The sequence below is a fragment of the Sinorhizobium chiapasense genome (genome assembly GCF_045277575.1).
GTDB classification, from domain to species: domain Bacteria; phylum Pseudomonadota; class Alphaproteobacteria; order Rhizobiales; family Rhizobiaceae; genus Ensifer; species Ensifer chiapasense_A.
Map to the genome: position 1 here is coordinate 2,995,137 of NZ_CP144205.1, position 24,392 is coordinate 3,019,528.

Annotated in this window: 16 protein-coding genes and 1 tRNA gene; 8 read left to right on the forward strand and 9 right to left on the reverse strand. The window is 63.0% G+C overall.

The window, feature by feature from the left end:
- Nucleotides 1–5 precede the first annotated feature (5 nt).
- A complete protein-coding gene (gene galU, locus QM996_RS14560; RefSeq protein ID WP_500268078.1) occupies nt 6–893 on the reverse strand; it encodes a UTP--glucose-1-phosphate uridylyltransferase in 888 nt (295 codons plus the stop codon).
- Nucleotides 894–1,290: 397 nt separating this feature from the next.
- Between galU and QM996_RS14565 the strand changes: the two genes are divergently transcribed.
- Together QM996_RS14565 and QM996_RS14570 are read left to right on the forward strand one after the other, a co-directional pair.
- Entirely contained in the window at nt 1,291–2,511 is a 1,221-nt protein-coding gene (locus QM996_RS14565; RefSeq protein ID WP_500268079.1) for a lytic murein transglycosylase, read from the forward strand.
- Between the two features lie 134 nt (nt 2,512–2,645).
- Nucleotides 2,646–3,899, forward strand: coding sequence for an SGNH/GDSL hydrolase family protein (locus tag QM996_RS14570; RefSeq protein WP_500268080.1), 1,254 nt, complete (start codon nt 2,646–2,648; stop codon nt 3,897–3,899).
- 226 nt (nt 3,900–4,125) lie between these two features.
- On the opposite strand, the gene QM996_RS14575 is transcribed toward QM996_RS14570, so the two are convergent.
- Together QM996_RS14575 and gltB are read right to left on the reverse strand one after the other, a co-directional pair.
- Nucleotides 4,126–5,583 (reverse strand): glutamate synthase subunit beta, encoded by a 1,458-nt coding sequence (locus QM996_RS14575; protein WP_500268081.1) that lies wholly within the window; start codon nt 5,581–5,583, stop codon nt 4,126–4,128.
- 108 nt (nt 5,584–5,691) lie between these two features.
- Nucleotides 5,692–10,416 (reverse strand): glutamate synthase family protein, encoded by a 4,725-nt coding sequence (gene gltB / locus QM996_RS14580; protein ID WP_500268082.1) that lies wholly within the window; start codon nt 10,414–10,416, stop codon nt 5,692–5,694.
- 554 nt (nt 10,417–10,970) lie between these two features.
- Here gltB and QM996_RS14585 point away from each other — a divergent pair.
- The gene (locus QM996_RS14585; RefSeq protein WP_500268083.1) at nt 10,971–12,017 is read left to right on the forward strand and encodes a threonine aldolase family protein; all 1,047 of its coding nucleotides are present in this window, start codon (nt 10,971–10,973) and stop codon (nt 12,015–12,017) included.
- A gap of 94 nt (nt 12,018–12,111) precedes the next feature.
- Here QM996_RS14585 and QM996_RS14590 read toward each other — a convergent pair whose 3' ends face one another.
- Complete coding sequence (locus QM996_RS14590) at nt 12,112–12,969, reverse strand: LysR family transcription regulator (RefSeq protein ID WP_500268084.1); 858 nt, start codon at nt 12,967–12,969, stop codon at nt 12,112–12,114.
- A 95-nt stretch (nt 12,970–13,064) separates the two neighbouring features.
- On the opposite strand from QM996_RS14590, the gene QM996_RS14595 reads away from it, so the two are divergent.
- Nucleotides 13,065–14,054, forward strand: coding sequence for a bile acid:sodium symporter family protein (locus QM996_RS14595; RefSeq protein ID WP_500268085.1), 990 nt, complete (start codon nt 13,065–13,067; stop codon nt 14,052–14,054).
- A gap of 148 nt (nt 14,055–14,202) precedes the next feature.
- On the opposite strand, the gene QM996_RS14600 is transcribed toward QM996_RS14595, so the two are convergent.
- A complete protein-coding gene (locus tag QM996_RS14600; RefSeq protein ID WP_500268086.1) occupies nt 14,203–14,664 on the reverse strand; it encodes an alpha-crystallin domain-containing protein in 462 nt (153 codons plus the stop codon).
- Between the two features lie 389 nt (nt 14,665–15,053).
- Here QM996_RS14600 and QM996_RS14605 point away from each other — a divergent pair, with 389 nt between their 5' ends.
- Nucleotides 15,054–16,019, forward strand: coding sequence for an alpha/beta fold hydrolase domain-containing protein (locus tag QM996_RS14605; RefSeq protein ID WP_500268087.1), 966 nt, complete (start codon nt 15,054–15,056; stop codon nt 16,017–16,019).
- A gap of 71 nt (nt 16,020–16,090) precedes the next feature.
- Here QM996_RS14605 and hisN read toward each other — a convergent pair whose 3' ends face one another.
- Nucleotides 16,091–16,864 (reverse strand): inositol monophosphatase family protein, encoded by a 774-nt coding sequence (gene hisN, locus QM996_RS14610; protein WP_500268088.1) that lies wholly within the window; start codon nt 16,862–16,864, stop codon nt 16,091–16,093.
- Between the two features lie 389 nt (nt 16,865–17,253).
- A complete protein-coding gene (locus QM996_RS14615; protein WP_500268089.1) occupies nt 17,254–18,135 on the reverse strand; it encodes an N-formylglutamate amidohydrolase in 882 nt (293 codons plus the stop codon).
- A 199-nt stretch (nt 18,136–18,334) separates the two neighbouring features.
- Here QM996_RS14615 and cpdR1 point away from each other — a divergent pair, with 199 nt between their 5' ends.
- From cpdR1 to QM996_RS14630, 3 genes are all read left to right on the forward strand, one after another.
- Nucleotides 18,335–18,700, forward strand: coding sequence for a response regulator CpdR1 (gene cpdR1, locus QM996_RS14620; RefSeq protein WP_034786813.1), 366 nt, complete (start codon nt 18,335–18,337; stop codon nt 18,698–18,700).
- Between the two features lie 262 nt (nt 18,701–18,962).
- Nucleotides 18,963–19,037 (forward strand) — tRNA-Val (locus QM996_RS14625).
- A 276-nt stretch (nt 19,038–19,313) separates the two neighbouring features.
- Nucleotides 19,314–20,006, forward strand: a complete 693-nt coding sequence (locus tag QM996_RS14630; protein WP_500268090.1) for an alpha/beta fold hydrolase — start codon at nt 19,314–19,316, stop codon at nt 20,004–20,006.
- 224 nt (nt 20,007–20,230) lie between these two features.
- On the opposite strand, the gene QM996_RS14635 is transcribed toward QM996_RS14630, so the two are convergent.
- Complete coding sequence (locus QM996_RS14635) at nt 20,231–20,911, reverse strand: peroxiredoxin-like family protein (RefSeq protein WP_500268091.1); 681 nt, start codon at nt 20,909–20,911, stop codon at nt 20,231–20,233.
- A 127-nt stretch (nt 20,912–21,038) separates the two neighbouring features.
- On the reverse strand, nt 21,039–24,320 hold the full coding sequence (locus QM996_RS14640) for an adenylate/guanylate cyclase domain-containing protein (protein ID WP_500268092.1): 3,282 nt from the start codon (nt 24,318–24,320) through the stop codon (nt 21,039–21,041).
- Nucleotides 24,321–24,392 lie beyond the last annotated feature (72 nt).

A 24,392-nucleotide genomic window follows, 5' to 3' on the forward strand; every position in this document is an offset into this window, starting at 1 on the left:
GGCTATTACTTCAGAGCGCTAAGCAGGCTCTTTAGCGGACCCTCGACGCTCGGGCGGATGTCGCCGCGTTCCAGCGCAAAGGCGACGTTTGCCAGAATGAAGCCATCCTTGGCGCCACAGTCATAGGTGTCGCCACGGAAGTGATAGGCGGCGAACTGCTGGCTGTCGGAGAGCTTGAGCATACCATCGGTCAGCTGGATTTCGTTGCCTGCGCCGCGCTCCTGCTTTTCGAGGATCGGGAAAATCTCCGGCTGCAGGATGTAGCGGCCGTTAATGAAGAAGTTGGACGGGGCCGTGCCCGGTGCCGGCTTCTCGACCATCTTGGTGATCTTGAAGCCATCGCCCACCTTGTCGCCGACGCCGACGATACCGTATTTGTGTGCCTGGTCCGGTGCGCATTCCTCGACGGCAATGACATTGCCGCCGCTCTGCTCATAGAGCTCGACCATGCCCTTCAGGCAGCCCTTCTCGCCCTTCATGATCATGTCCGGCAGCAGCAGCGCAAAGGGCTCATTGCCGACGAGGTCACGGGCGCACCAGACCGCATGGCCGAGGCCAAGCGGCGCCTGCTGGCGGGTGAAACTGGTGGTGCCGGCCTTCGGCAGAATGCTGTCGAGCAGCGCGATCTCGGCCTTCTTGTTACGCTCGCGCAGCGTCTGGTCGAGCTCGACCTGAATGTCGAAATAATCCTCGATGACCGCCTTGCTGCGGCCGGTGACGAAGATCAGATGTTCGATGCCGGCTTCCAGCGCCTCATCGACCACATATTGAATGACCGGCTTGTCCACCACCGTCAGCATTTCCTTCGGCACGGCCTTGGTGGCCGGCAGGAAACGTGTGCCCAGCCCTGCGACCGGGAACACGGCTTTGCGGACTTTACGCTTGTCGGTCATCGATACCTCCTTGATAGGACTTCACTCATAAGTCTTGCCGGATGGTCCCGAACGGCAATCCGTCAGAACCATACAGCGCTCCGTAATGGAGCCGCAATCTCTATGCCGTCAGCTGAACACAGCATGAACCGACGGAACAAATGCATATGCGAACTCCACGACCATGGCTTGACATTTTCTGCAGCGGAAGACGCCACCACAATTTCATGGTAAAGGGTTTGTTGACCACGTTTCTGTAGATTCGTTGCAATCCGGCAATGCAACAATCGCGGCCGGATCCGAAACAGGAGCCGCCGACGACTGCCCCCACTGTCCAGGCTGGCCCCAGACTGCCACCTTGCGGAGCGATTCGGGCCATGACGGCCGAAGCCCCGCAGAGAAACGGAACCGACAGCTGATGATCAGAAACCGCAGGACGTTTTTCCGTCATATCGCAGCCGCCCTCGTCCTCTCCGCCGCCGCGCTCGGCACCTCGCCCGCGCGCGCCGATGCCGGATTCCAGAACTGGATCAACGAATTCTACGCCACGGCTGCCAAGGCAGGCATCACCAAGGCGACCTATCGGCAGGCCTTCTCCGGCGTGAAGACGCCCGACCAGACGGTGATCGAAAAGGCGAACTATCAGCCGGAGTTCAAGCACAAGATCTGGGAATACATCGATTCCCGCGTGAACCCCTACACCAAGCGCGTCGGCCAAGAGATGGCGGCCAAGCACGCCCGCACGCTGAACGCACTGGAAAAGCGCTTCGGCGTCGACAAGACCATCCTTTTGGCGATCTGGTCGATGGAATCCAACTACGGCGCCGTGCTCGAGAAGGATGATCGTCTGCATTACGTGCCGCGCGCACTCGCAACCCTTGCCTATGTCGATCCGAAGCGCTCGAATTACGCCAAGAAGCAGCTGATCGCCGCGCTGAAGATCCTCCAGAGCGGCGACATCACGCCGCGCGAGCTGACCGGTTCCTGGGCGGGCGCCATGGGTCACACCCAATTCATCCCGACGAGCTATCTGCTCTATGCGGTTGACGCCGATGGTAATGGCCACCGCGACATCTGGAACTCGGTGCCCGACGCGCTGGCGACTGCCGCCAACCTGCTGAAGAAGAACGGCTGGCAGCCGGGCGAGACCTGGGGCTACGAAGTCGCGCCGCCGGCAAATGCCGCGAAATATTCCGGCCAGACGAAGACGCTCGCCGAATGGGCGTCGCTTGGTTTCGTCAGGCCGAACGGCAAGGGCTTCCGCAACGGCAGCATGCGCGCCGAGCTCAAGCTGCCAAGCGGCGGCGAAGGCCCCGGCTTCCTGATGACCAGGAACTTCTTCGTCATCAAGCGCTACAACGCTTCCGACAGCTACGCCCTTGGCGTCGGCCTTCTTGCCGACCAGATCGCCGGCTATCAGGGCATGCAGCAGCGCTGGCCGCGTCCGGACGGCTCGCTCGACATCAGCGAGAAGTTCGAGCTGCAGAACCGCCTGAAGGAGCTCGGCTACTACAGCGGCGAGGTCGACGGTAATTTTGGTTCCGGCTCGAAGGCCGCGATCCAGGCGTTCCAGTCGAAGAACGGCCTGCCGCCGGATGGAGAGCCGACCCAGATGCTGCTGCGGGCGTTGCGCAACTAGCGGACTCGAAACGGTTTCACGATCGCCGTATCCGTGAGATAACGTCGGAAGAGCGCGCTGCACCCGTGCGGCGCGCTTAAACGTGACAGCGGCTCATCCCCGCCGGAACACGCTATGAACGGGTAAAGAACCAGATGATGAGCAAACGCCGCGGGCACCAGAGCCAAACGCCGTTCGGGATTGCGACCATCTGCATCGCCGCGATGGCGATGGTTGTCGTCAGCCTTTTCGCGAGCTTTGCCGAAGCGCAGGAACGGGTCCAGCGGCGCAACCTGTTCCAGATGCTCTTTGGCGGGCTGACCCGCGAACGACCGGTCTATGAGGACCGTGACTATTTTCCCGAGCAGCCGCGCCCCAAACGCCAGCGGCAGCAACAGCAGCAGCGACAGAAGGGCCTGGGGCAACAGAAGCAGAAGCCGAAGGTTGCCGATACGCCTGCCCCCGTGCCGGTGGTCGTGGAGAAGGCGCCGGACGCCAAGAAGGTACTGGTGGTCGGCGACTTCATGGCCGGCAGCCTCGGCGACGGCCTGAAGACCGCCTTCGAGATGACGCCCGGCATTGCCATCGAGACGCGGGCGAACGGCTCGTCCGGCCTCGTGCGCGAGGACTATTTCAACTGGCCAGGCACCCTTCCCGGCTATGTCTCTGAAGTGAAGCCTTCCGTCATCATCGTCAGCCTCGGCGCCAACGACCGGCAGCAGATGCAGATGGGAGACGTCAAGGAAAGGTTCCGCAGCGATCTCTGGACGGAAGAGTACCGCAAGCGCGTCAATGCACTGGCGGCCCTTGCCCGAAAGGAGAAACTGCCGGTTCTCTGGGTCGGCATGCCGCCTTTCCAGTCGGCGGCCATGACCGCAGACATGGTGACCTTCAACGGCATCTATCGCGAGGAGATCGAAAAGGTCGGCGGCCAGTTCGTCGACATCTGGGACGGCTTCGTCGACGAGGGCGGCAAGTTCGTTCTGACCGGTTCCGACATCAACGGCCAGCAGGTTCGTCTGCGCGGCGCCGATGGCGTCAACCTCACCAAGGCCGGCAAACGCAAGCTCGCCTTCTACGTCGAGAAGGATATTCGCCGGCTGCTCGGCGATGCCGCCGCGACGGACAAGAACGTGCCGGGAGCGGGCGAACTCAAGGACCTGGTCGTGACGGCGCCGCTTGGTAACGAGGATATCGTCAAGACCCAGCCGATCGGCTTGACCGATCCGGCGCTGGACGGCGCCGGGTCCCTGCTCGGCAACGCCGCCCCGGACAAAGGCAATGGCAAGAGCCCTCGCGACCTGCTGGTCGACAAGGGCGATGTCGTCGCCGCACCGGCGGGCCGCGTCGACGACTTCCGCCTGTCGAAGCCAAGCACGGTGATCAGCAATCCGGTGATCCGCAACTAAACATGTCGCGCAAAAGTGCGCGGCAGTTTTGCGATAACTACATGCGAATAATCAAAGACTTAAAGCGCAAAGAGCGAATTTGAAAGATCGCGGCGTGCTCCGGAAACGGCGCTGTTCAATCGCCAACAAAAAGCCCTGTCGCACTGAACTGACCCCCGAAGGTTGATGTTCAACTTTCGGGGGTCAGTTCACGCGGACAGGGCTTTTCACGCTTGGGAGTAAAGCGTCAGCGCGGCAGGGTCGTGGACCCCATCAGCGCCTCGTCGATCGCCCGCGCCGCCTGGCGGCCTTCGCGGATCGCCCAGACGACGAGCGACTGGCCGCGGCGCACGTCGCCCGCGGTCCAGAGCTTCTCGACCGAGGTCTTGTAGTCGCGCTCGTTGGCGACGACATTGGTCGAGCCGCGGCGGTCGGTGTTGAGCGTCAGCTTGTCGCCGAGATCCTTCAGCACGCTGTTGGCGAACGGACCGCGGAAGCCGATGGCGATGAAGGCGAGATCGGCCTTGATGATGAACTCCGTGCCGGCGATCGGCTTGCGGCGATCATCCACCTGGCAGCACTTCACGCCTGTGAGATTGCCGTCCTCGTCGCCGATGAATTCGAGCGTCGCCACCTGGAACTCGCGGATGGCGCCTTCGGCCTGGCTGGAGGAGGTGCGCATCTTCGTCGCCCAGAACGGCCAGACGGCGAGCTTGTCTTCCTTTTCCGGCGGCTGCGGACGGATGTCGAGCTGGGTCACCTTGACCGCGCCCTGACGGAAGGCCGTTCCGACGCAGTCCGACGCCGTATCGCCCCCGCCGACGACGACGACGTGCTTGCCGCCGGCAAGGATCGGCTGGGACGGCCAGCCGACGCTGTCGATGTTTTCGCGGCCGACGCGGCGGTTCTGCTGGACGAGATAAGGCATCGCGTCATGCACGCCGGCGAATTCGACACCGGGGATGCCCGCATCACGCGGCGTCTCCGAACCGCCGCAGTAGAGCACGGCATCGTAGTCGTCGAGCAGACGCTGCATCGGCAGGTCGACGCCGACATTGATGCCGCAGTGGAACGTGACGCCTTCGCCCTTCATCTGTTCGACGCGGCGATCGATGAAGTTCTTCTCCATCTTGAAGTCCGGGATACCGTAGCGCAGCAGGCCGCCTGGCTTCGTCTCACGCTCGTAGACGTGAACCTCATGGCCAGCGCGGGCAAGCTGCTGGCCTGCCGCCATGCCGGCCGGGCCGGAGCCAATGACCGCAACCTTCTTGCCGGTCTTGATGACAGCCGGCTGCGGCACGATGTAGCCCATCTCGTAGGCCTTGTCGGCGATCGCCTGTTCGATGGTCTTGATCGCCACCGGCGTGTCCTCGAGGTTCAGCGTGCAGGCTTCCTCGCACGGCGCCGGGCAGACGCGGCCGGTGAATTCCGGAAAATTGTTGGTCGAATGCAGGTTGCGGATCGCCTCGTCCCAGTTGCCGTTGTAGACGAGGTCGTTCCAGTCCGGAATCTGGTTGTGCACCGGGCAGCCGGTCGGCCCGTGGCAATAGGGGATGCCACAGTCCATGCAGCGCGCGGCCTGCTTCTGCACTTCCGGCTCTGACATCGGAATGGTGAATTCGCGGAAATGGCGGATGCGGTCAGATGCCGGCTGGTACTTTGCCACTTGCCGGTCGATCTCGAGAAATCCAGTTACCTTACCCATCGTACTATCCTGAAAGCTTTGCGTCTGAACAGGCGCTTTTCCCAAGCGCGCGTGAGGGGCCCCCGAACCAGTCTGTGATGAACCGGGAGCCTTGGTCACCGGGGCCTCCTATTCGGCCGCCTCTGCCATTTTCATGCGTTCCATATCCTCGAGCGCACGGCGGTATTCGACCGGCATGACCTTGCGGAATTTCGGCCGGTAATCCGTCCACCGATCGAGGATCTCCTTCGCCCGGGGCGAACCCGTGTGGTGAAGGTGATTGGAGATGAGCTGATAGAGCCGCTCCTCGTCGTGGCGCGTCATGTCGCCGGAGACGTCGACCATGCCCTTGTGCATGATGTCGCCGCCGTGGTGATGCAGCTTCTCGAGCATGTCGTCCTCTTCCGGAACCGGCTGCAGCTCGACCATCGCCATGTTGCAGCGACGGGCGAAATCGCCTTCCTCGTCAAGCACATAGGCAACGCCGCCAGACATGCCGGCCGCAAAGTTGCGGCCCGTGCCGCCGAGCACGACGACGACGCCGCCGGTCATGTATTCGCAGCCGTGGTCACCCACGCCTTCGACGACTGCGACCGCGCCGGAGTTGCGCACGGCGAAGCGTTCACCGGCGACGCCGTTGAAGTAGCACTCGCCCGAAATCGCGCCGTAAAGCACGGTGTTGCCGACGATGATCGATTCCTGCGCGACGATCTTCGCGTTTTCCGGCGGCCGGACGATGATGCGCCCGCCCGAAAGACCCTTGCCGACATAGTCGTTGCCGTCACCGACCAGATCGAAGGTGATGCCGCGTGCGAGGAACGCGCCGAAGGACTGGCCAGCCGTGCCCTTGAGGGTCACGTGGATGGTGTCGTCCTTCAGGCCCTTGTGACCCCAGCGCTTGGCAAGCGCGCCCGAGAGCATGGCGCCGGCCGAACGGTCGACGTTCTTGATCTCGGCGTCGATCACGATCGGAGCCTTGGTTTCGAGCGCAACCGTTGCATTCTCGATCAGCTTGCGATCGAGAATGTCGTCGATCGGATGCTTTTGACGCGTGGTCCAGTAGGTCTCTTCCTTCTTGGCTTCCACCTTGTGGAAGATCTTCGAGAAGTCGAGGCCGTTGGCCTTCCAATGGGCAATCGCACCGTCCTTTTCGAGCAATTCGGATGCGCCGATGATCTCGTCGAGCTTCCTGACGCCGAGCGAGGCAAGAATCTCGCGCACTTCTTCCGCGACGAAGAAGAAGTAGTTGATCACATGCTCGGCCGTGCCCTTGAAGCGCTTGCGCAGCACCGGATCCTGGGTCGCAACGCCGACGGGACAGGTGTTGAGGTGGCACTTGCGCATCATGATGCAGCCGGCAGCGATCAGCGGCGCGGTGGCGAAGCCGAACTCGTCGGCACCGAGCAGCGCACCGATGATGACGTCGCGGCCGGTCTTCAGGCCACCGTCGACCTGCAGGGCGACGCGCGAACGCAGGCCGTTCAGCACCAGCGTCTGCTGGGTTTCGGCAAGGCCGATTTCCCATGGGCTGCCCGCATGTTTCAGCGAGGTGAGCGGCGAAGCGCCGGTACCGCCGTCGAAGCCGGCAACGGTGATGTGGTCGGCCCGCGCCTTGGCGACGCCGGCGGCAACCGTGCCGACGCCGACTTCCGAGACGAGCTTGACCGAGACATCCGCCTCCGGATTGACGTTCTTCAGGTCGTAGATCAGCTGCGCCAGATCTTCGATCGAATAGATGTCATGGTGCGGCGGCGGCGAGATCAGGCCGACACCCGGGGTCGAGTGACGGGTCTTGGCAACCGTCGCGTCGACCTTGTGGCCGGGCAACTGGCCGCCTTCGCCGGGCTTGGCGCCCTGCGCCACCTTGATCTGCAGCATGTCGGCATTGACCAGGTATTCCGTGGTCACGCCGAAGCGGCCGGAGGCGATCTGCTTGATCGCCGAGCGCTCGGGGTTCATCGAACCGTCGGGCAGCGGCAGGTAGCGGTCGCTTTCCTCGCCGCCCTCGCCGGTGTTCGACTTGCCGCCGATCCGGTTCATGGCGATCGCCAGCGTCGTATGCGCCTCACGGCTGATCGAGCCGAAGGACATGGCGCCGGTGGAGAAGCGCTTGACGATGTCGGCGGCCGGTTCGACCTCGTCGACCGAGATCGGCTTGCGGCCGACAGCCTCGGCGCTCTTCACCGTGAAGAGGCCGCGAATGGTGTTCATGCGCAGCGCCGAGTTGTTCACCATCTCGGCGAATTCGCGGTAGCGGTCCTCAGCATTGCCGCGAACCGCGTGCTGCAGCGAGGCGATCGCATCCGGGGTCCAGGCATGGCTCTCGCCGCGCATGCGGAAGGCATATTCGCCGCCGATGTCGAGCGTGTTGGCGAGAACCGGATCGGCACCAAAAGCCGCCTTGTGACGGGCGACGGTCTCGGCGGCGATCTCTTCGAGGCCGATGCCCTCGATCGTCGTCGCCGTGCCGAAGAAGAACTGGTTGATGAACTTCGACGACAGACCGACCGCATCGAAGATCTGCGCGCCGCAATAGGACTGGTAGGTCGAGATGCCCATCTTGGACATGACCTTGAGGATGCCCTTGCCGACGGCCTTGATGTAGCGATAGACGACCTCGCTCGCATCGACCTCCTTCGGGAAATCGCCGCGCTTGTGCATGTCGATCAGCGTATCGAAGGCGAGATAGGGGTTGATCGCCTCGGCACCGTAGCCGGCGAGCAGGCAGAAATGGTGCACTTCGCGCGGTTCGCCGGACTCGAGCACGATACCGACCGAGGTGCGCAGGCCCTTGCGGATCAGGTGGTGGTGCACGGCGGCGGTCGCGAGCAGCGCGGGAATAGCCACGCGGTCCGGACCAACCTGGCGGTCGGAGAGCACGATGATGTTGTAGCCGCCCTTCACCGCCGCTTCCGCGCGCTCGCAGAGCCGGTCGAGCATTTCGGGCATGCCTTCGGCGCCGCGTGAAATGTCATAGGTGAAGTCGAGCGTCTTGGTGTCGAAGCGATCCTCCGTGTGACCGATCGATCGGATCTTTTCGAGATCGCCGTTGGTCAGGATCGGCTGACGCACTTCGAGGCGCTTGGCATGCGCCATGCCCTCGTGGTCGAGGATGTTCGGCCGCGGGCCGATGAAGGAGACGAGGCTCATCACCAGTTCTTCGCGGATCGGGTCGATCGGCGGGTTGGTGACCTGCGCAAAGTTCTGCTTGAAATAGGTATAGAGCAGCTTGCGCTTGTCCGACATCGCGGAGATCGGCGTATCGGTGCCCATCGAGCCGATCGCTTCCTGACCGGTCGTCGCCATCGGCGACATCAGGATCTTGGTGTCTTCGAGCGTGTAGCCGAAGGCCTGCTGGCGGTCGATCAGGGAAACGTCGCGGCGCAGCGCGCGCGGTTCCACCGGCTTCAACTCTTCGAGGATGAGCTGGGTGTCTTCGAGCCACTTGCTATAGGGATGCTTCTGGGCGAGCGAGGACTTCACCTCCTCGTCGGAGATGATGCGGCCCTGCTCCATGTCGATCAGCAGCATCTTGCCGGGCTGCAGACGCCACTTCTTGACGATCTTGTCTTCGTCCACCGGCAGCACGCCGGCTTCCGACGCGAGGATGACGCGGTCGTCGGAGGTGACGATATAGCGGGCCGGACGCAGACCGTTGCGGTCGAGCGTGGCGCCGATCTGGCGGCCGTCGGTGAAAGCGACCGCGGCCGGTCCGTCCCATGGCTCCATCAACGCCGCATGGTATTCGTAGAAGGCCTTGCGTTCCGGCGACATCAGCTGGTTGCCGGCCCAGGCTTCCGGGATCAGCATCATCACTGCATGCGACAGCGAATAGCCGCCCTGCACCAGGAACTCGAGCGCGTTATCGAAACAGGCCGTGTCCGACTGACCCTCATAGGAGATCGGCCAGAGCTTGGAAATGTCCTCGCCGAAGAGCGGCGAAGAGACTGAAGCCTGGCGCGCCGCCATCCAGTTGACGTTGCCGCGCAGCGTGTTGATTTCGCCGTTATGGGCGACCATGCGGTAGGGATGCGCGAGCTTCCACGACGGGAAGGTGTTGGTGGAGAAGCGCTGGTGCACGAGTGCCACCGCCGTCTCGAAGCGCGGGTCGGACAGGTCCTTGTAATAGGCGCCAACCTGGTAGGCGAGGAACATGCCCTTGTAGACGATCGTCGAGGACGACAGCGAGACGGGGTAGAAGTTGCTCTCCTCGCCCTTGTATTCGTCATAGATGCGGTTGGAGATCACCTTGCGCAGCGTGAAGAGGCGACGCTCGAACTCGGGGTTCGTGGCGGCATCGCGGCCGGCACCGATGAAGACCTGGATGTGGCGCGGCTCGGTCGCGGCGATTTCCGGCGCCTTCGACAGCGACGAATTGTCGACCGGCACGTCGCGGTAGCCGAGCAGCACCTGGCCTTCCTCGGCAACGACGTCCTTGATCACCCGCTTGAAATGTTCGACCAGCGCATCGTCCTGCGGCATGAAGATATGGCCGACCGCATATTCGCCGGACTTCGGCAGGGTGACGCCTTGCTTGGCCATTTCCTCGCGGAAGAAGCGGTCGGGAATCTGCACGAGAATCCCCGCGCCATCGCCCATCAGCGGGTCGGCGCCAACGGCACCACGGTGCGTCAGGTTTTCGAGCATGAAGAGGCCGTCTTGCACGATCTGGTGCGACTTCTGGCCCTTCATATGCGCGACGAAGCCGACGCCGCAGGCGTCATGCTCGTTGCGCGGATCGTAGAGACCCTGTTTTCGCGGCAGGCCAGTCGGGAATGCGGGCGTTTTTTCAGCCGTCGCAACGCTGTGTGCGAGGTTGAGCCCAGATTGCTGTGATGGCGAATGATCCGTCATCGGTTTCCCTCCTGTTAAACCCGGCACCGCCGGGCATGGCACCGCCCGCGCATGGCTCTTCGTTGCGCGCAAAGGCACGCCAAAAAGCCGGGGCACTCATCGTCTCATGATCCTGATCAGGTCGCAAATAAGCACGACATCATCAGGCACTGATGTCTGCGACCATCCTGACGGCAGGCGATAACAACCGGATGAAATCCGGCAAATCCCCCTGCTTCGCACGCCGCCTGCCATTTTTTTAGGCACTCGCGGCGATTGTTCCGGTCCCTAGACCGAAATAGGACAGCAAACCTGTCCTATTTCATGTGCTCTATGCCAGAAACTACCCCCCACCGCAAGGGGCATATCAGCAAATAATAGAGAAGATTTTGCCGAACATTGCCGGAAATGTCCGGCTTTTATAATTAAATTACGACTCCCCCGCGTTTTCTTCCTTTTGGTTTCAAACTGGTCTCCTGTTGGCCTCTCGACCACTGACCGTGATTGATCCGGCCGAGAACTCGGCTAAGGTCGGTAAAATCCGTCGAAAAGACTGTAATACAGGGTGGAAAGTGATGATTTTTTCGTCTGACAACTGGGCTGGCGCCCATCCGGCGATTGCCGAAAGCCTGACGGCGCATGCCGGCGGATACGCGTCTGCCTACGGCACCAGCGATCTCGACCGGAAAGTGGAAAAGAAGTTCGCCGAGATTTTCGAAAGGGACGTCGCCGTCTTTTTCGTCGGCACCGGAACCGCCGCCAATTCGCTGGCGCTTGCGACCGCCAACCGTGCCGGCGGCATCACCTTCTGCCATCGCGAGGCGCATGTCATCGCCGACGAATGCGGCGCGCCGGAATTCTTCTCGCATGGCGCCCGGCTGAAGCCCGTCGATGGACCATGGGGCAAGATGGAGGCGGCCCGGCTCGAAACCGAGATCCGGCGCTATCCGCTGGACAATGTCCATGGCGGTCAGCCGGCCGCGGTGACGCTGACCCAGGCGACGGAAAGCGGCACGGTCTATTCGCTCACCGAGATCGAGGCGATCGCCGCCGTTGCCAAGGCGCATAAGTTACCGTTGCATATGGATGGCGCCCGCTTCGCCAATGCACTTGTCAGCCTCGCCACGACGCCCGCGGAAATGACCTGGAAGCGCGGTGTCGACCTAGTCTCCTTCGGCGGCACCAAGAACGGCTGCTGGTGCGCCGAAGCGCTGGTGCTGTTCGATCTCTCCAAGGCGCACGAAATGCATTTCCTGCGCAAGCGCTCGGCTCAACTCTTCTCCAAGTCGCGCTTCGTCTCGGCGCAGTTCGACGCCTACTTTGCCGGCGATCTCTGGCTGAACCTCGCGCGCCATGCCAATGCGATGGCCGCCCGCCTTGCCGAGGGCATTGCCGCCTCGAAGACGAGCCGGCTCGCCTGGCAGGCGGACGCCAATGAGGTCTTCCCCATCCTGAGGAAGGACGTGGCGGCGAACCTTAGACAGCAGGGCGCCGTCTTTTACGACTGGCCCGTGCCGCACGACCTCGACGGCAGCCTCGCGGAGAATGAAGGCCTCTATCGTCTCGTCACCAGCTTCGCGACGAAGGCCGAGGACGTCCAACGCTTCGTTGCCGCCTGCTGAGGCAGTTCCAGGAAGCGGCGACGCCTTTCCGTCGGCAGCCACGCGCTACAAGAAACTGGATCATCCCGCCGCCCGGGCGGGATGATCTCCCGCATCAAGCCTGCCCCTGCAATGTCCGCACATTGGAGAGAATCTCGGAAGAAAGCGCCGCACTCAGCTTGCGGTCGACGCCCTTGCTCGGCACCAGCACGAATTCGACGTCCTCGAGCGGCGGCAGGATGCCGGCCGGTATCTCCTTCAGTCCCGCCGGCACCATGCTGCGCGGCTGCACGAGCACGCCCATGCCGGCGCGCGCGGCTGCCGTCAGCCCGCTGAGACTGCCGCAGGTGCAGACGATGCGCCACGGCAGGCGGTGCCGGTCGAGCACCTCGAGAGCGACGCTGCGGGTGATGCTCGGCGGCGGAAAGGCGATCAGCGGCAGGACCTTGTCACGCCTGATCCTTTCGGGATCGCGCGCCAGCCAGACGAGCGGTTCGCGGTAGACGAGTTCGCCTCTGATATCGCCAAGCCTTCGTTTGGCCAGCACGAGATCGATCTCGCCATTGTCCTGCATCTGGTAGAGCACGCCGCTCAAGGCGACGGTCAGTTCGAGATCGACCGACGGATGCGCCCGCACGAAATCTTCCAGCACCGCCGGCAACCGGCTCATGACGAAGTCCTCGGAAACGCCGAGACGCAGGCGCCCGCGCAGGCTGCTTTCGGCAAAGAGCGCCCGCACCTCGCCGTCGATCGCCAGCATCGACCGGGCATGGGCAAGCAGCGCCAGTCCATCCGCCGTCAGGGCCACCCGGTGCGTATCGCGGGCAACCAGGGTCCGCCCGAGCGAGGCCTCGAGCCTCTGAATGTGCTGGCTGACGGTCGATTGTCCAAGCGACAGTTTTTCCGCCGCCAGCGTGAAACTGCCCATCTGCTCGAGGGCGACGAAGCTGCGCAACTGCACGAGATCCAGCATGGCTCATCCCAAATCGCGATAACTGTTATTCCTTGCATCCTGCTTCATAATGAGCGATCCCGGCAAGACGTTTGATGACGAGCAAGTGACCTAATATGCGCCGCTACCTTCCCGATACCTTCACCATCCTACTTCTGGCGACGGTGCTGCTGGCATCCGTCCTGCCGATCCATGGTGATGCCACCGTCTGGTTCGGCATGGCGACGAAGGTGGCCGTTGGCATGGTCTTCTTCCTGCATGGTGCGCGGTTGTCGCGTGACGTAGTGATCGCCGGCATCCTGCACTGGCGGCTGCACCTGACGATCCTTGCTTCGACCTTCACGCTCTTCCCCCTGATCGGCCTCGCGATCGGCTTCGTCCCGAACTCGATCCTGCCGTCGACGCTCTATACCGGCATCCTGTTCCTCTGCGTGCTGCCCTCGACGGTGCAATCGTCGATCGCCTTCACCTCGATGGCCGGCGGCAACGTGCCGGCAGCGATCTGCTCGGCGTCTGCTTCCAATATCTTCGGCATGTTCCTGACGCCGCTGCTCGTCGGGCTGCTTTTTTCCGCCGGCGGCCATGGCGGCGTGACGCTCGATGCGCTGGAGCAGATCCTGCTGCAATTGCTTGCACCCTTCATTGCCGGGCAATTGCTGCAGCCGTGGATCGGCGGCTGGATCCGGGCGCGCAAGGGGCTGCTGGCCCCCGTCGATCGCGGTTCGATCCTGATGGTCGTCTATCTCGCCTTCAGCCAGGCGGTGACATCGGGCCTCTGGCAGACCTACTCGCTGACCGATCTCGGCATCCTCGTCGCCATCGAGTTCCTCATGCTGGCGCTCGTCCTCGCCATCACCATGTTCGGCAGCCGCCTGCTCGGCTTCGACACGGCGGACGAGATCGCCATCACCTTCTGCGGCTCGAAGAAAAGCCTCGCAAGCGGCGTTCCGATGGCGAGCGCCATCTTCGCCGGGCAGAACATCGGCGCGATCGTGCTGCCTGTCATGCTGTTCCACCAGATCCAGCTGATGGCCTGCGCCGTCATCGCACAGCGCTACGCCGCCAGGAAGCAGGCGTCCGCAATGCCTGCCCCGGCCAGATCCTAGAGCGCCCCGCTTCAGATGGCATCACTGGCAAAGGCCTGGTGCGATTTCCGTCCGGAACCCGCGTGATTTCCAAGAGCCCCCAAAAAAGAGCCAATAAAAAAGCGGCGTCCCTGGGGACGCCGCCTGTCTTGGGAGATTGCCTTCGCGGTTAGAGGGTCTGAGCCTCGATCTGCTTCGGCTGCGAGGCAACGGACGAAATCTCGATCCGGCGAGGCTTGGCTGCTTCCGGGATCTCGCGAGTGAGGTCGATGTGCAGCAAGCCGTTCTTCAGCGAAGCGGACTTGATCTCCACGTGATCGGCAAGCTGGAAGCGGCGCTCGAAGGCGCGCTTGGCAATGCCGCGGTGGAGAAACTGGCTTTCTTCGCCCTTTTCCTCGGCCTTTTCGCCCTTGACCGTCAGCGTGTGCTCACGGGCCTCGATCGAAAGCTCGCTCTCGTCAAAGCCGGCAACGGCCATGGTGATGCGGTAGGCGTTTTCGCCGGTGCGTTCGATGTTGTAGGGCGGATAGGTCTGAGCCTGATCCGGCTGGCCGAGGCTATCGAGCATCGTGAACAGGCGATCGAAGCCGACGGTGGAACGGTAGAGGGGAGAGAAATCGAAGTGACGCATTGTGTCCTCCTTGGAGCAACGGTTTGCGATGTCTGGTCGGCCACCCCATTTTGGCAGCGGCAGGACCGGTGAACGGACCCGTCTTCGGCGCCCGTGACCCTGATTTGGGGAGGCGAATTCGCGACTTCAAGACGTGAGCGCTCACGATTTTCCCGTGAACCCGACATGAATGGCCGCTTCGGCTTCCGTTCAGCCGCGGGAGGCTAGAAGGAAAGCCTGGGCGGTAACTCCCAGGCTGAAGTGATACGTCCCTTCCCCTTCAGCGGCCGGAAACGGTGATCGTCCGGATTTCACCCACCGTTTCCGGCCTTTTTTCTTTGACGGCGAAGACCCTGCCGCCTATCCCTTGATGTTATCGATCAACCGCTCTTCCTGGCCGCTACGACGTCATGACATCGATCCTGCACTCGACACCGGACAATCCGATCCCGGAAAATCACGTGGCGGGCTTCTTCGATGGCGTCGGCGGCCGCAAGATCCGCTACGCGATCTTCAAGACGAAGCAGCCGGTCGCGCGCGGCACCGTTGTCCTGCTGCAGGGGCGCAACGAATCGATCGAGAAATATTTCGAGACAATCGCCGAACTCATGGCCGCCGGCCTATGGGTCGCAACCTTCGACTGGCGCGGCCAGGCCGGCTCCGAGCGGCTCTTGCCGAACCCCGGACGCGGCTATGTCGATCACTTCTCCGACTATGAGCGCGACCTCAGCACCTTCCTGGAACAGATCGTGCTGCCGGACACGCGCCTGCCCTTCTCGATCGTCGCCCACTCCATGGGTGCGCTCGTTGCCCTCTCGCTGGCACCGATGCTGGCAAGCCGGATCGACCGGCTGGTGGTGCTGGCGCCCTTCGTCGGCCTCGGCGGCCAGGCGCTCGGCGAGCGCAGCATCGCCGCGGTTGCGACCTTTATGCGCTGCATCGGTCTCGGCACGCTGCCGGCGCATCCGGACAAGGGCAACCGTCCGTTCGAGAACAACGTTCTGACGGCGGACCGGCGCCGCTACCTGCGCAACATCGCCCTGACCGACACGCATCCGGAACTGCGGCTTGGCCCGCCGACGGCGCGCTGGCTGAGCGAGGCCTTCCGTGCCATGCGCCGGGTCATCCGCCGCGAGCATCTGACGCAGATCACCCTGCCGACGATCATCCTTGCGCCGACTGCGGACCGTCTGGTGCCGCATCTCGCCGTTGAGTGGCTGGCACGCAATTTCCGCGCCGCCCAGATGATCCCGATCGATGGCGCCCGCCACGAATTGCTGCACGAAGCGGATCGTTATCGCGCCCAGGCGATGGCCGCGATCCTCGCCTTCGTCATCCCCGAAGAGGGCGACGAGCGCGAAAATACCGCCGCCTGATACAGGTGGAACTTTCGCTGATTGTTTGATTTTGCATCGCGCTTCGGCATCAGCGCCGGAGCGCGGCGGCCTCAGCCGTTCAGGATTTCCAGCGCCTGCGCATGCAGTTCGGCATTGCCGGCAGCGATGACTTCGCCGCCCATTTCCGCCGGTCCGCCCTGCCAGTTGGTGATGATGCCGCCGGCCTGCTCGATCAGCGGGATGAGGCCGCCGACATCATAGGGCTTCAGCCCGCATTCGATCACCAGGTCGACATGACCGGCAGCGAGAAGCGCGAAGGCATAGCAATCGCAGCCATAACGGAAGAGCCGGACCTTGCTCTGCAGCGCCTCGTAGCGGGTCTTGAAATCGCCGGTATAGAGATGCGGCGACGTCGTGAAGAGCACCGCGTCCGAAAGCGATTTGCAGGCGCGCGTCGAAAGCACCTGCTCGCCACCGGGCCCGCGGTAGACCGTCTTTTGGCCATCGGCGAAATAGCGCTCGCCGGTAAACGGCTGGTCCATCAGGCCCATGACCGCCTCACCATTGCGATAGAGGCCGATCAGCGTGCCCCAGACCGGCAGGCCGGAGATGAAGGCACGGGTACCGTCGATCGGGTCGATGACCCAGACATGTTCCCGGTCAAGCCCGACATTGCCGTGTTCTTCGCCGAGGATGCCATGTTCGGGGAAATGTTTCTCGATCAGCGCGCGGATCGCCGCTTCCGCCGACTGGTCCGCCTCCGTTACCGGATCGAAGCCGCCTTCGAGCTTATTGACCACGCTGGTGCCGATCCGGAATCGCGGCAGGGTCTCTGCCTTGGCAGCTTCGGCAAGGCGATCGAAGAAGGCGCGGTCAGGCAGCATGGCTCTCTCTCAGGGAAGCATGGAGGAAGGTACGTCCTGCATAGCCGAAATTCACCGAAAGGCAAACGACCTGAACGCGGTAAGCTGCTTGCTGTCGCTGGCATCACGGCTGCGACGAGGGCCGCGAGCTCTTGGGCGCCGCAAGGCCCCACCCTCGCCCCCGATCGCCGTTTTGGCGATTTCAATCGGTTGAGACGGCACTTCGACTGAAAAACCTTTTGATGCACCGCAAAAGTTTTCAGCGAAAAAACTTGACATTTGTGCAGTGCAAAATTAAGGTTTGGGTACAGTCACCTGTGACTGTAAATACCCTCCTTGGGTGTTTCCTCCCTAGACTTGACCGCGCCGTTGGCGCGGTTTTTTTTGAAGCGCCTGCAGAAAATCCGATGTTATTCCGCCGCGAGCGGGAGGTAGGCGCCGTAGTCTTCGACATGGCGGGAAAGCGACGCGACGAAGGTCGTGAGATCCGCGACCAGCGCGCCGAAGCCGGGCTTGCGCACCAGCGTCGTCTCATCGACATAGAGCGCCCGGTTGATCTCGATCTGCAGCGCATGCAGCCCGCGCGTCGGGCGGCCATAATGCTCGGTGATGAAGCCGCCGGCATAGGGCTTGTTGCGCACGACGCTGTAGCCGAGCTGCTGCAAGAGATCGACCGCAGCGCGCGAGAGTTCACCCGCGGCACTGGTCCCATAGCGGTCACCGATGATGAAATCGGGACGCTGGGCGCTGCCGGGCAGATGCATGTTCCCGGGCATCGAATGACAATCGATCAGCACCGACAGACCGAACTGGACATGGGTGCGGGCGATCAGCTTGCGCAAGGTGGCATGGTAGGGTTTGTAGATCGACTCGATCCGCGCCAGCGCATCCTCTACCGGGAACCGTCCGCGATAGATTTCCATGTTCTCGGCGACGAGCCGCGGTATCGTGCCGAGGCCGCCGGCGACGCGCATCGAACTGATGTTGGCATGGGGCGGCAACAGGCCGTCGAACATGCGCGGGTCGAGCTCGTAGGGCTCGCGGTTGACGTCGAGGAAGGCGCGCGGGAAATGCGCCAGCAGCATCGGCGCTCCGAGAAAAGTCGCGTTCTGGAACAGCTCGTCGACATAGTGGTCTTCCGACCGGCGAATTGAAACGGCGTCGAGCCGCGATTGATCGAGGAAGCTCTGGGGATAGGAACGGCCGCTATGCGGCGAATTGAACACAAAGGGAATGCGCTGGATTGGAGGTTCCAGGACCTCGAATAGTTCCCTCTCCGCAATTTCCCCCATCTGAACCCTTTTTTACCATATGCGGTTCGTACAATTGTCATCATGTTGCCAGTTGGTCCGCTCTGTGTCCATAGTGACCAATCACAGCTCCCGGGGAATTGACGTCCCGCGTTCACGAGATATTTACCGCGTTGCGGTTTGGATAAAACGCCGCAATCTACGCGCAATGAACTGAAAAAAGAGAAGCACGGCCGAATTCATGACTGCGAAAATCCTTCTTGCCGAAGACGACAACGATATGCGCCGATTCCTGGTGAAGGCGCTCGAAAAGGCCGGCTACAAGGTCATGTCCTACGACAACGGCGCCAGCGCCTATGACCGGCTTCGTGAGGAGCCTTTCTCGCTTCTCCTCACCGACATCGTCATGCCCGAGATGGACGGCATCGAGCTGGCGCGCCGCGCGACAGAACTCGATCCGGACCTCAAGGTCATGTTCATCACCGGTTTTGCCGCTGTCGCGCTCAACCCGGACTCCAAGGCGCCAAAGGATGCCAAGGTGCTTTCGAAGCCCTTCCACCTCCGCGACCTCGTCGACGAGGTCAACAAGATGCTGGCCGCCGCCTGAGCCACGACGGTTTTCCACAGCCTCTGCCGCTCACGGCATGCAGTGGGACGATTTCCGATCGACCGCCGCGATCCACAAGGGATCTGCGGCGGTCTTTTCGTTTCAAGGCCTTAGCGGGAATCCCGGAAATCCGGGCACTCGCCGGCTCGCCGCGACCGACCCTCGGATGAAAAAAACGGGCCGTCGAAATTTCTGTCAAAAAACCTTCGAAAACCCTATTGACGCGGCAACGGGTTTTGTGGTCTATGCGCCGACATCGGATGGGCGTGTAGCTCAGCGGGAGAGCACTACGTTGACATCGTAGGGGTCACAAGTTCGATCCTTGTCACGCCCACCATTCGAATTCCAAGGGCCTTTCGAGAAATCGAGAGGCCCTTTTCGTTTGCCCGTGACGTGCCGGCTGGCGACACCTTCACTCATTCCGATTCTCTACGAAGTTTAATGTCTTCCGTCATGGAAGGGTGGAGTTCCGCGCCCTAGTTTGCCTTTGCAATCTGATCGTATCCGTAGTCCATCGCATCCGTAGACCAACGGGCGGCAGCGCAACTCGCGCCCTGATGCGCGACGGCGACGTCGCCGGCCACATCTTCTCAATATGAGAAAGGAACGGACAATGCCTGCCGTCAAGAACATCCTGCTCGTACACGGCGCCTGGGGCGATGCATCCCATTGGCGTCATGTGATCCCGCCGCTCCACGCCAAGGGCTACAGAATCGCCGCAGTGCAGAACCCGCTGACCTCGCTTGCCGACGACGTCGAGCGCACGCGCAGGCTGGCGGAGGCGCTCGAGGGCCCGACCCTGCTCGTCGGCCACTCCTATGGCGGCGCGGTGATCAGCGGTGCTGGCCACGCGTCCAATGTCGTCGGCCTCGTCTATATCGCGGCCTTCGCGCCCGATGAGGGCGACAGCCTCGGCAGCATCTTTGCACGGCGCGACCCGCCCTCCGGTGCCGCCAGCATCCAGCCCGACAAGGACGGTTTTCTCTGGTTGGCGCAAGACACCTTCCGCCAGAGCTTCGGCCAGGATTTGAACGAGACCGACGCACTGGTCATGGCGGTGGCGCAGAAGCCGATCGCCGGGCGTTGCTTCGAGGACAAGGCCGGACCGCCGGCCTGGAAGACGAAGCCGAGCTGGTACCAGGTATCGCGCCACGACAACATGATCCCGCCGGAAACCGAACAGTGGATGGCCGAACGCATCAAGGCAAAGAAGATCATCACCCTCGACGCCAGCCACGCTTCGCTTGCATCGCATCCAAAGGAGATCGTCGGGCTGATCGACGAGGCGATCGCGTCGCTCGGCTAAAGCCTGTCGCGCAAAGTGTCCCGACGAAAAACCCCGTCGATCACCGGATCGGCGGGGGCTGTTCCGGGACCGCCGCCGACGTCAACTGCCGTCGACGGCCAACCATCCAAGGTCGTCGCCCTAAGGCATGTCGCGTAAAAGTGCGCAGCGGTTTTGCGATAGCGACATGCGAAATATCAAGGGCTTAAAGCGCAAGGAGCGGATCGGAAAGATCGTGACCCGCTTTAGTGCACCATGGCGGAAGCGACGGACATCAGTTCGTCGCGACGGGGAACGCCGAACAGGTTCTTGCCGCCATCCGGCACTTCCGTGAAGCTCCAGCGCACGACGCCATCGCGATCGAGCAGGAATTCGCCGACGAGCTGCCCCGCCCCCGTTGCCATCATGCGTTCGTCCGCTTCCGTGACCTCATAGCCGTCCGCCTTGTCGAGAAAGGCCATCGCCGCCATCGGGTCCATCGGCTCCGGCATTTCGCCCGGCAGCTTCACCTTCATCGCCATCAACGTCGACTGCGCGATCTTGCGTGGCCACTCGTCCTCATCCGCCGTGAATTCGAGGTTGGGCAAACCGAAGGCCCGATGCGAGACCCGCTCGGGATCGGAAGCGGCCAGCAAGTTCGGCACGGGATGATAACGGAAATAGAGGCGGGCCCGCTCGATCGGCGTGTTGACCACCGTCAGGCTCTCGATGCCCCTCTCCCGCAAGGCACCGTCGAGCTGCGCCATGGCAGCGATCTGCCGTCTGCAGAACGGACAATGCAGGCCGCGGAACAGGCCGACGAGGACCGGCTTGCGGCCACGAAAATCATCAAGGGCGATCTGACCTTCCTGCGTGATTGCGTCGAGCACCACATTCGGCGCCCGGTCACCCGGCTGCAACGGCCGTCCACTCATCGGCTCAACCATGTCTCGTCTCCTCATCCCGGCCGGAACGCTCCCGGTACGCCTGTGGCAGGGCGGGCGCTTTCTCTCCGGCAAGCTATGCGCGGCAATGCAAAGGCGGACGCTGCGCCCCACGCAACGATCGGAAATGTCAATCAAGAAACGGCAGAATCATCAACGCCTCAGGATCGAGACCATGTTGTGCACATATGTCTCGCGCCAAGGCGAAGTACCTTTCCGCTGCATCGAGATCGCCGGCGTCCAGGCAGAGCGTCGCCAAGCCATCATAACACGGAAACAGGAGCTGCGCCTCTTGCGTTTCTCCGCAAAGGTCGAGCGCCTCCTGATAAAGGCTGCGGGCGACATCCGGCCGGCCATGACACTGATGGATCTGGCCGAGCACCAGCAGCGACACCGGCAGATGGTCGCGCTGGTCGAGTTCCCGGTCGATCGCGATCGCGCGCTCGGCTGCCGGCATTCCATCCGGCGCACAGCGATCGGTGAAGGTGCAATAGGCGACAGCAAGGTTGGCGAGCAGACGCGCCTGAAAACCAAGGTCGCCGATGCGCTTGGCCATGTCGAAACCGCAGCGGCATACCTCGATCGCACGTTTCGGATCGGTGATCGCGTAAAGCACCGCCAAATTGGTGTAGCCGCGACAGGCGGCATTCAACAGGTTCGCGCCTTCCGCCACCGCGACACTTCGCTCGACGATACCGATCGCTTCGCCGCTACGGCCAAGGCGGGCAAGCGTCACGCCCTTGGTGTTCAGCGCTTCGGCCTTGACCCGCATCGCCTCCCGCTCGGTCTCCGGGTTGTCCGGGGTATAGGCCGCAATGCGATCCAGGGCGTCATCCGCCGCCTTGAGGGCGCCGGTATAATCGCCCATGCGGAAGGCGAGATGGCCGCATTCCTGCGAAAGATGCGCACCTTCAATCGGCGCGCTCACGCCCTCGAGCAGCTCGGTGGCTGCGGCAAAGGAAGCCAACGCTTCGTCACGCCGCCCGGCTTCCCACAGATGATGGCCGAATTTGCGCCGGATCCGTGCCGATGCAACCCGGTCGTCCGTGGCGCAGTATATCTCCAGAAGCGCGCCATAGTGCTGAACCGCCGCCTCGCGCTGGCCGGTCGGCCCCAGGAGATCGGCGACCCGTTCGCGTGCGGCCAGCCATTCAGGCCCCTCCTCGCCGGTGGCCGCCAGCGCCGCCATCGCCTGTTCATAGAGCCGGATGGCATCGTCATTGGCATAGAGCGCCCGCGCCCGGTCTCCGGCCGCGATCAGGTAACGGGCGCCCTTGGCCTTGTGTTCGGAGAGGCCGAAATGGTGGCCGAGCAGCGCCATTTCCTCGAGCCGTTCGGTATCCTCGCCGAACCTGCGCTCCAGCACCTTGCCGATCAACGCATGCTCGTCCGTGCGCCGGCTGAGCAGCAGGTTGTTGTAGACCACCTCCTGCAACAGCGTCTGGGTAAAGCGATAGGTCTGCGTGCCCAGCAACCCGCCGCCGTCGCTGGTCTCTTCGATGATCTCCTTGTCGCAGAGCAGATCGAGAATCGTGTCCACCGGCGTCCGCCCCGAAACCGCTTGCAGCAGATCCGCATCGAAGCGCGGCCCGATCACCGCAGCGTGATGCAGCAATCGGCGGGCGTCCGGCGGCAGCCGGTCGACGCGGCCGAGCAGCATCGCCTCGATGGTCACCGGAATCTCGGCCGCCGCCTCGCGCTCCACCACCCGCCAGGCCGAGCCGACCTGCTGCATGGCGGAAACATCGATCAGGCCGCGCACGATTTCCTCGATGAACAGGGGGTTGCCGCCGGCCCGCGCCAATATGCGGCCGGCAAGCGCCTGATGCAGCCCGTCCCCACCGAAGAAGGCCGCAAGCAGCCGTCGCCCGTCGGCTTCTGAAAGCGGCGCGAGGCGCAGCGCGGTCAAGCTTGTACGGCCTGGCTTCAGTCGATCGGCATCGGCGTCGGGCCGCTGGGTGGTCAACAGCATCAACGGGCTGGCCTCCGTCCGGTCGAGGACGAAGGAAACGGCCTCGAGCGAGGCAGCGTCGGCCCAGTGCAAGTCCTCGATCACGAGCAGCAAGGGCGTCCGCGACAGGCGCCGTTCAAAGATCGCCCTCACCGCCGCGAAAAGCTGCCGGCGCATCTGTTCCGGCTCCACATGGCGCAACAGCTCATCCTGGGAATCCACGCCCAGGATTCGCAGGAACAGCGGCACGAGCTGTTCGAGCTTGTCCTGGGCAAAGCCGATCTCGGCCAGTCCGGCGGCAAGCAGCTCCGTCGTCCGCTGCAGGCTGTCGCCCATCGAAATCCCATAGGCACCGCGCAACACTGCCGCGAGAACGCCATAGGACGGTTCTCCGAGCGAGGAACTGCCGGCGCGGCGAACGACGACGTTCGAAAAGCGCGCATCCGCGGCCACCCGTTCGAGAAATTCGTTGACCAGCCGCGACTTCCCGAGCCCGGCCTCTCCCGTCAGGCGCACGAACTGCGCCGCCCCGCCGCAGGCCAGTTCGAGGCAATCGCTGAGACGCTTCATCTCCGCCTCACGCCCGATCAACGGCGCGCCGAGCCCCAGCGCCTCGAGACCACGTGCCCGACGCGGCGCCTCCAGCGACTGCGTCAGCCTGTAGACCTCGACGCTGCCCGCCTTGCCGCGCAGCGTCATCGCGCCAAGCGCCTCGTAGACAAAGGCGTGGCAGGTCAACCGATAGGTCACCGGTCCGACAAGGATCTCCCCAGGCCCCGCCAGCGATTGCAGCCGCTGCGCCGTGTTGACTGCGTCGCCGGTCACCGAATAGCCCTTGCCATCGCCGGCGCCCAAATGCCCCGCCACGACCGTTCCGGTGTTCAGCCCGATATGGAGGTCCAGTGGTTCGCCGATCCGCCGCTGCCAGCGCTCGCCGACCCGCCTTGCCCTGCCCGCCATGTCGAGCGCGGCACGAAGCGCCCTCTCGGGGTCGTCCTCGTGCGCCACCGGCGCGCCGAAAAGGGCAAGCAGCGCGTCGCCGATAAATTTGTCGACGAAACCGCCATAAGCCTCGACCGCCTCGGTCAGTTCTTCAAAGAGTTCGTTCTGGAATGCCCTGAGGACTTCCGGGTCCACCTGTTCGCTGAGACCGGTAAAGCCGCAGAGGTCGGCGAAGAGAATGGTGGCGGTGCGGCGGTCGGCGCCCGCCTCCTCCGGCAAAAGCGGTGCGAGCGCCTCTCTGCCGGATCGCCCCGGAAGCGTCTGCACGGCCGCAGGTCGCGAAACCGTCGGCTTTATCGGGGCCGGGGCTGCAAGCCTGGTGCCGCAAGTGGGGCAAAACGAGAAGTGTGGCGGACAGAGTGCGCCGCAACCGGGGCACGGGCTATGCTGCTTGGCACCGCAATTCGGGCAAAACGCAAACCCGTCTTGAATTTCACAACCGCACTCGTGGCAGTTCATCGAGGGCGAACCTTCGGACGAGCCCCGGATCGCACGGCGAATGCTGGGCCAGCCGGGGCATGGTGGCTTCAA

What these genes read in the sequence shown, in the direction of transcription:
- QM996_RS14630 (WP_500268090.1), top strand. Translation starts at nt 19,314, where the DNA reads ATGCCTGCCGTCAAGAACATCCTGCTCGTACACGGCGCCTGGGGCGAT.
- QM996_RS14600 (WP_500268086.1), bottom strand. Translation starts at nt 14,664, where the DNA reads ATGCGTCACTTCGATTTCTCTCCCCTCTACCGTTCCACCGTCGGCTTC.
- QM996_RS14615 (WP_500268089.1), bottom strand. Translation starts at nt 18,135, where the DNA reads ATGGGGGAAATTGCGGAGAGGGAACTATTCGAGGTCCTGGAACCTCCA.
- QM996_RS14590 (WP_500268084.1), bottom strand. Translation starts at nt 12,969, where the DNA reads ATGCTGGATCTCGTGCAGTTGCGCAGCTTCGTCGCCCTCGAGCAGATG.
- QM996_RS14565 (WP_500268079.1), top strand. Translation starts at nt 1,291, where the DNA reads ATGATCAGAAACCGCAGGACGTTTTTCCGTCATATCGCAGCCGCCCTC.
- gltB (WP_500268082.1), bottom strand. Translation starts at nt 10,416, where the DNA reads ATGACGGATCATTCGCCATCACAGCAATCTGGGCTCAACCTCGCACAC.
- QM996_RS14605 (WP_500268087.1), top strand. Translation starts at nt 15,054, where the DNA reads ATGACATCGATCCTGCACTCGACACCGGACAATCCGATCCCGGAAAAT.
- galU (WP_500268078.1), bottom strand. Translation starts at nt 893, where the DNA reads ATGACCGACAAGCGTAAAGTCCGCAAAGCCGTGTTCCCGGTCGCAGGG.
- QM996_RS14570 (WP_500268080.1), top strand. Translation starts at nt 2,646, where the DNA reads ATGATGAGCAAACGCCGCGGGCACCAGAGCCAAACGCCGTTCGGGATT.
- QM996_RS14640 (WP_500268092.1), bottom strand. Translation starts at nt 24,320, where the DNA reads ATGAACTGCCACGAGTGCGGTTGTGAAATTCAAGACGGGTTTGCGTTT.
- cpdR1 (WP_034786813.1), top strand. Translation starts at nt 18,335, where the DNA reads ATGACTGCGAAAATCCTTCTTGCCGAAGACGACAACGATATGCGCCGA.
- QM996_RS14585 (WP_500268083.1), top strand. Translation starts at nt 10,971, where the DNA reads ATGATTTTTTCGTCTGACAACTGGGCTGGCGCCCATCCGGCGATTGCC.
- QM996_RS14575 (WP_500268081.1), bottom strand. Translation starts at nt 5,583, where the DNA reads ATGGGTAAGGTAACTGGATTTCTCGAGATCGACCGGCAAGTGGCAAAG.
- QM996_RS14635 (WP_500268091.1), bottom strand. Translation starts at nt 20,911, where the DNA reads ATGGTTGAGCCGATGAGTGGACGGCCGTTGCAGCCGGGTGACCGGGCG.
- QM996_RS14595 (WP_500268085.1), top strand. Translation starts at nt 13,065, where the DNA reads ATGCGCCGCTACCTTCCCGATACCTTCACCATCCTACTTCTGGCGACG.
- hisN (WP_500268088.1), bottom strand. Translation starts at nt 16,864, where the DNA reads ATGCTGCCTGACCGCGCCTTCTTCGATCGCCTTGCCGAAGCTGCCAAG.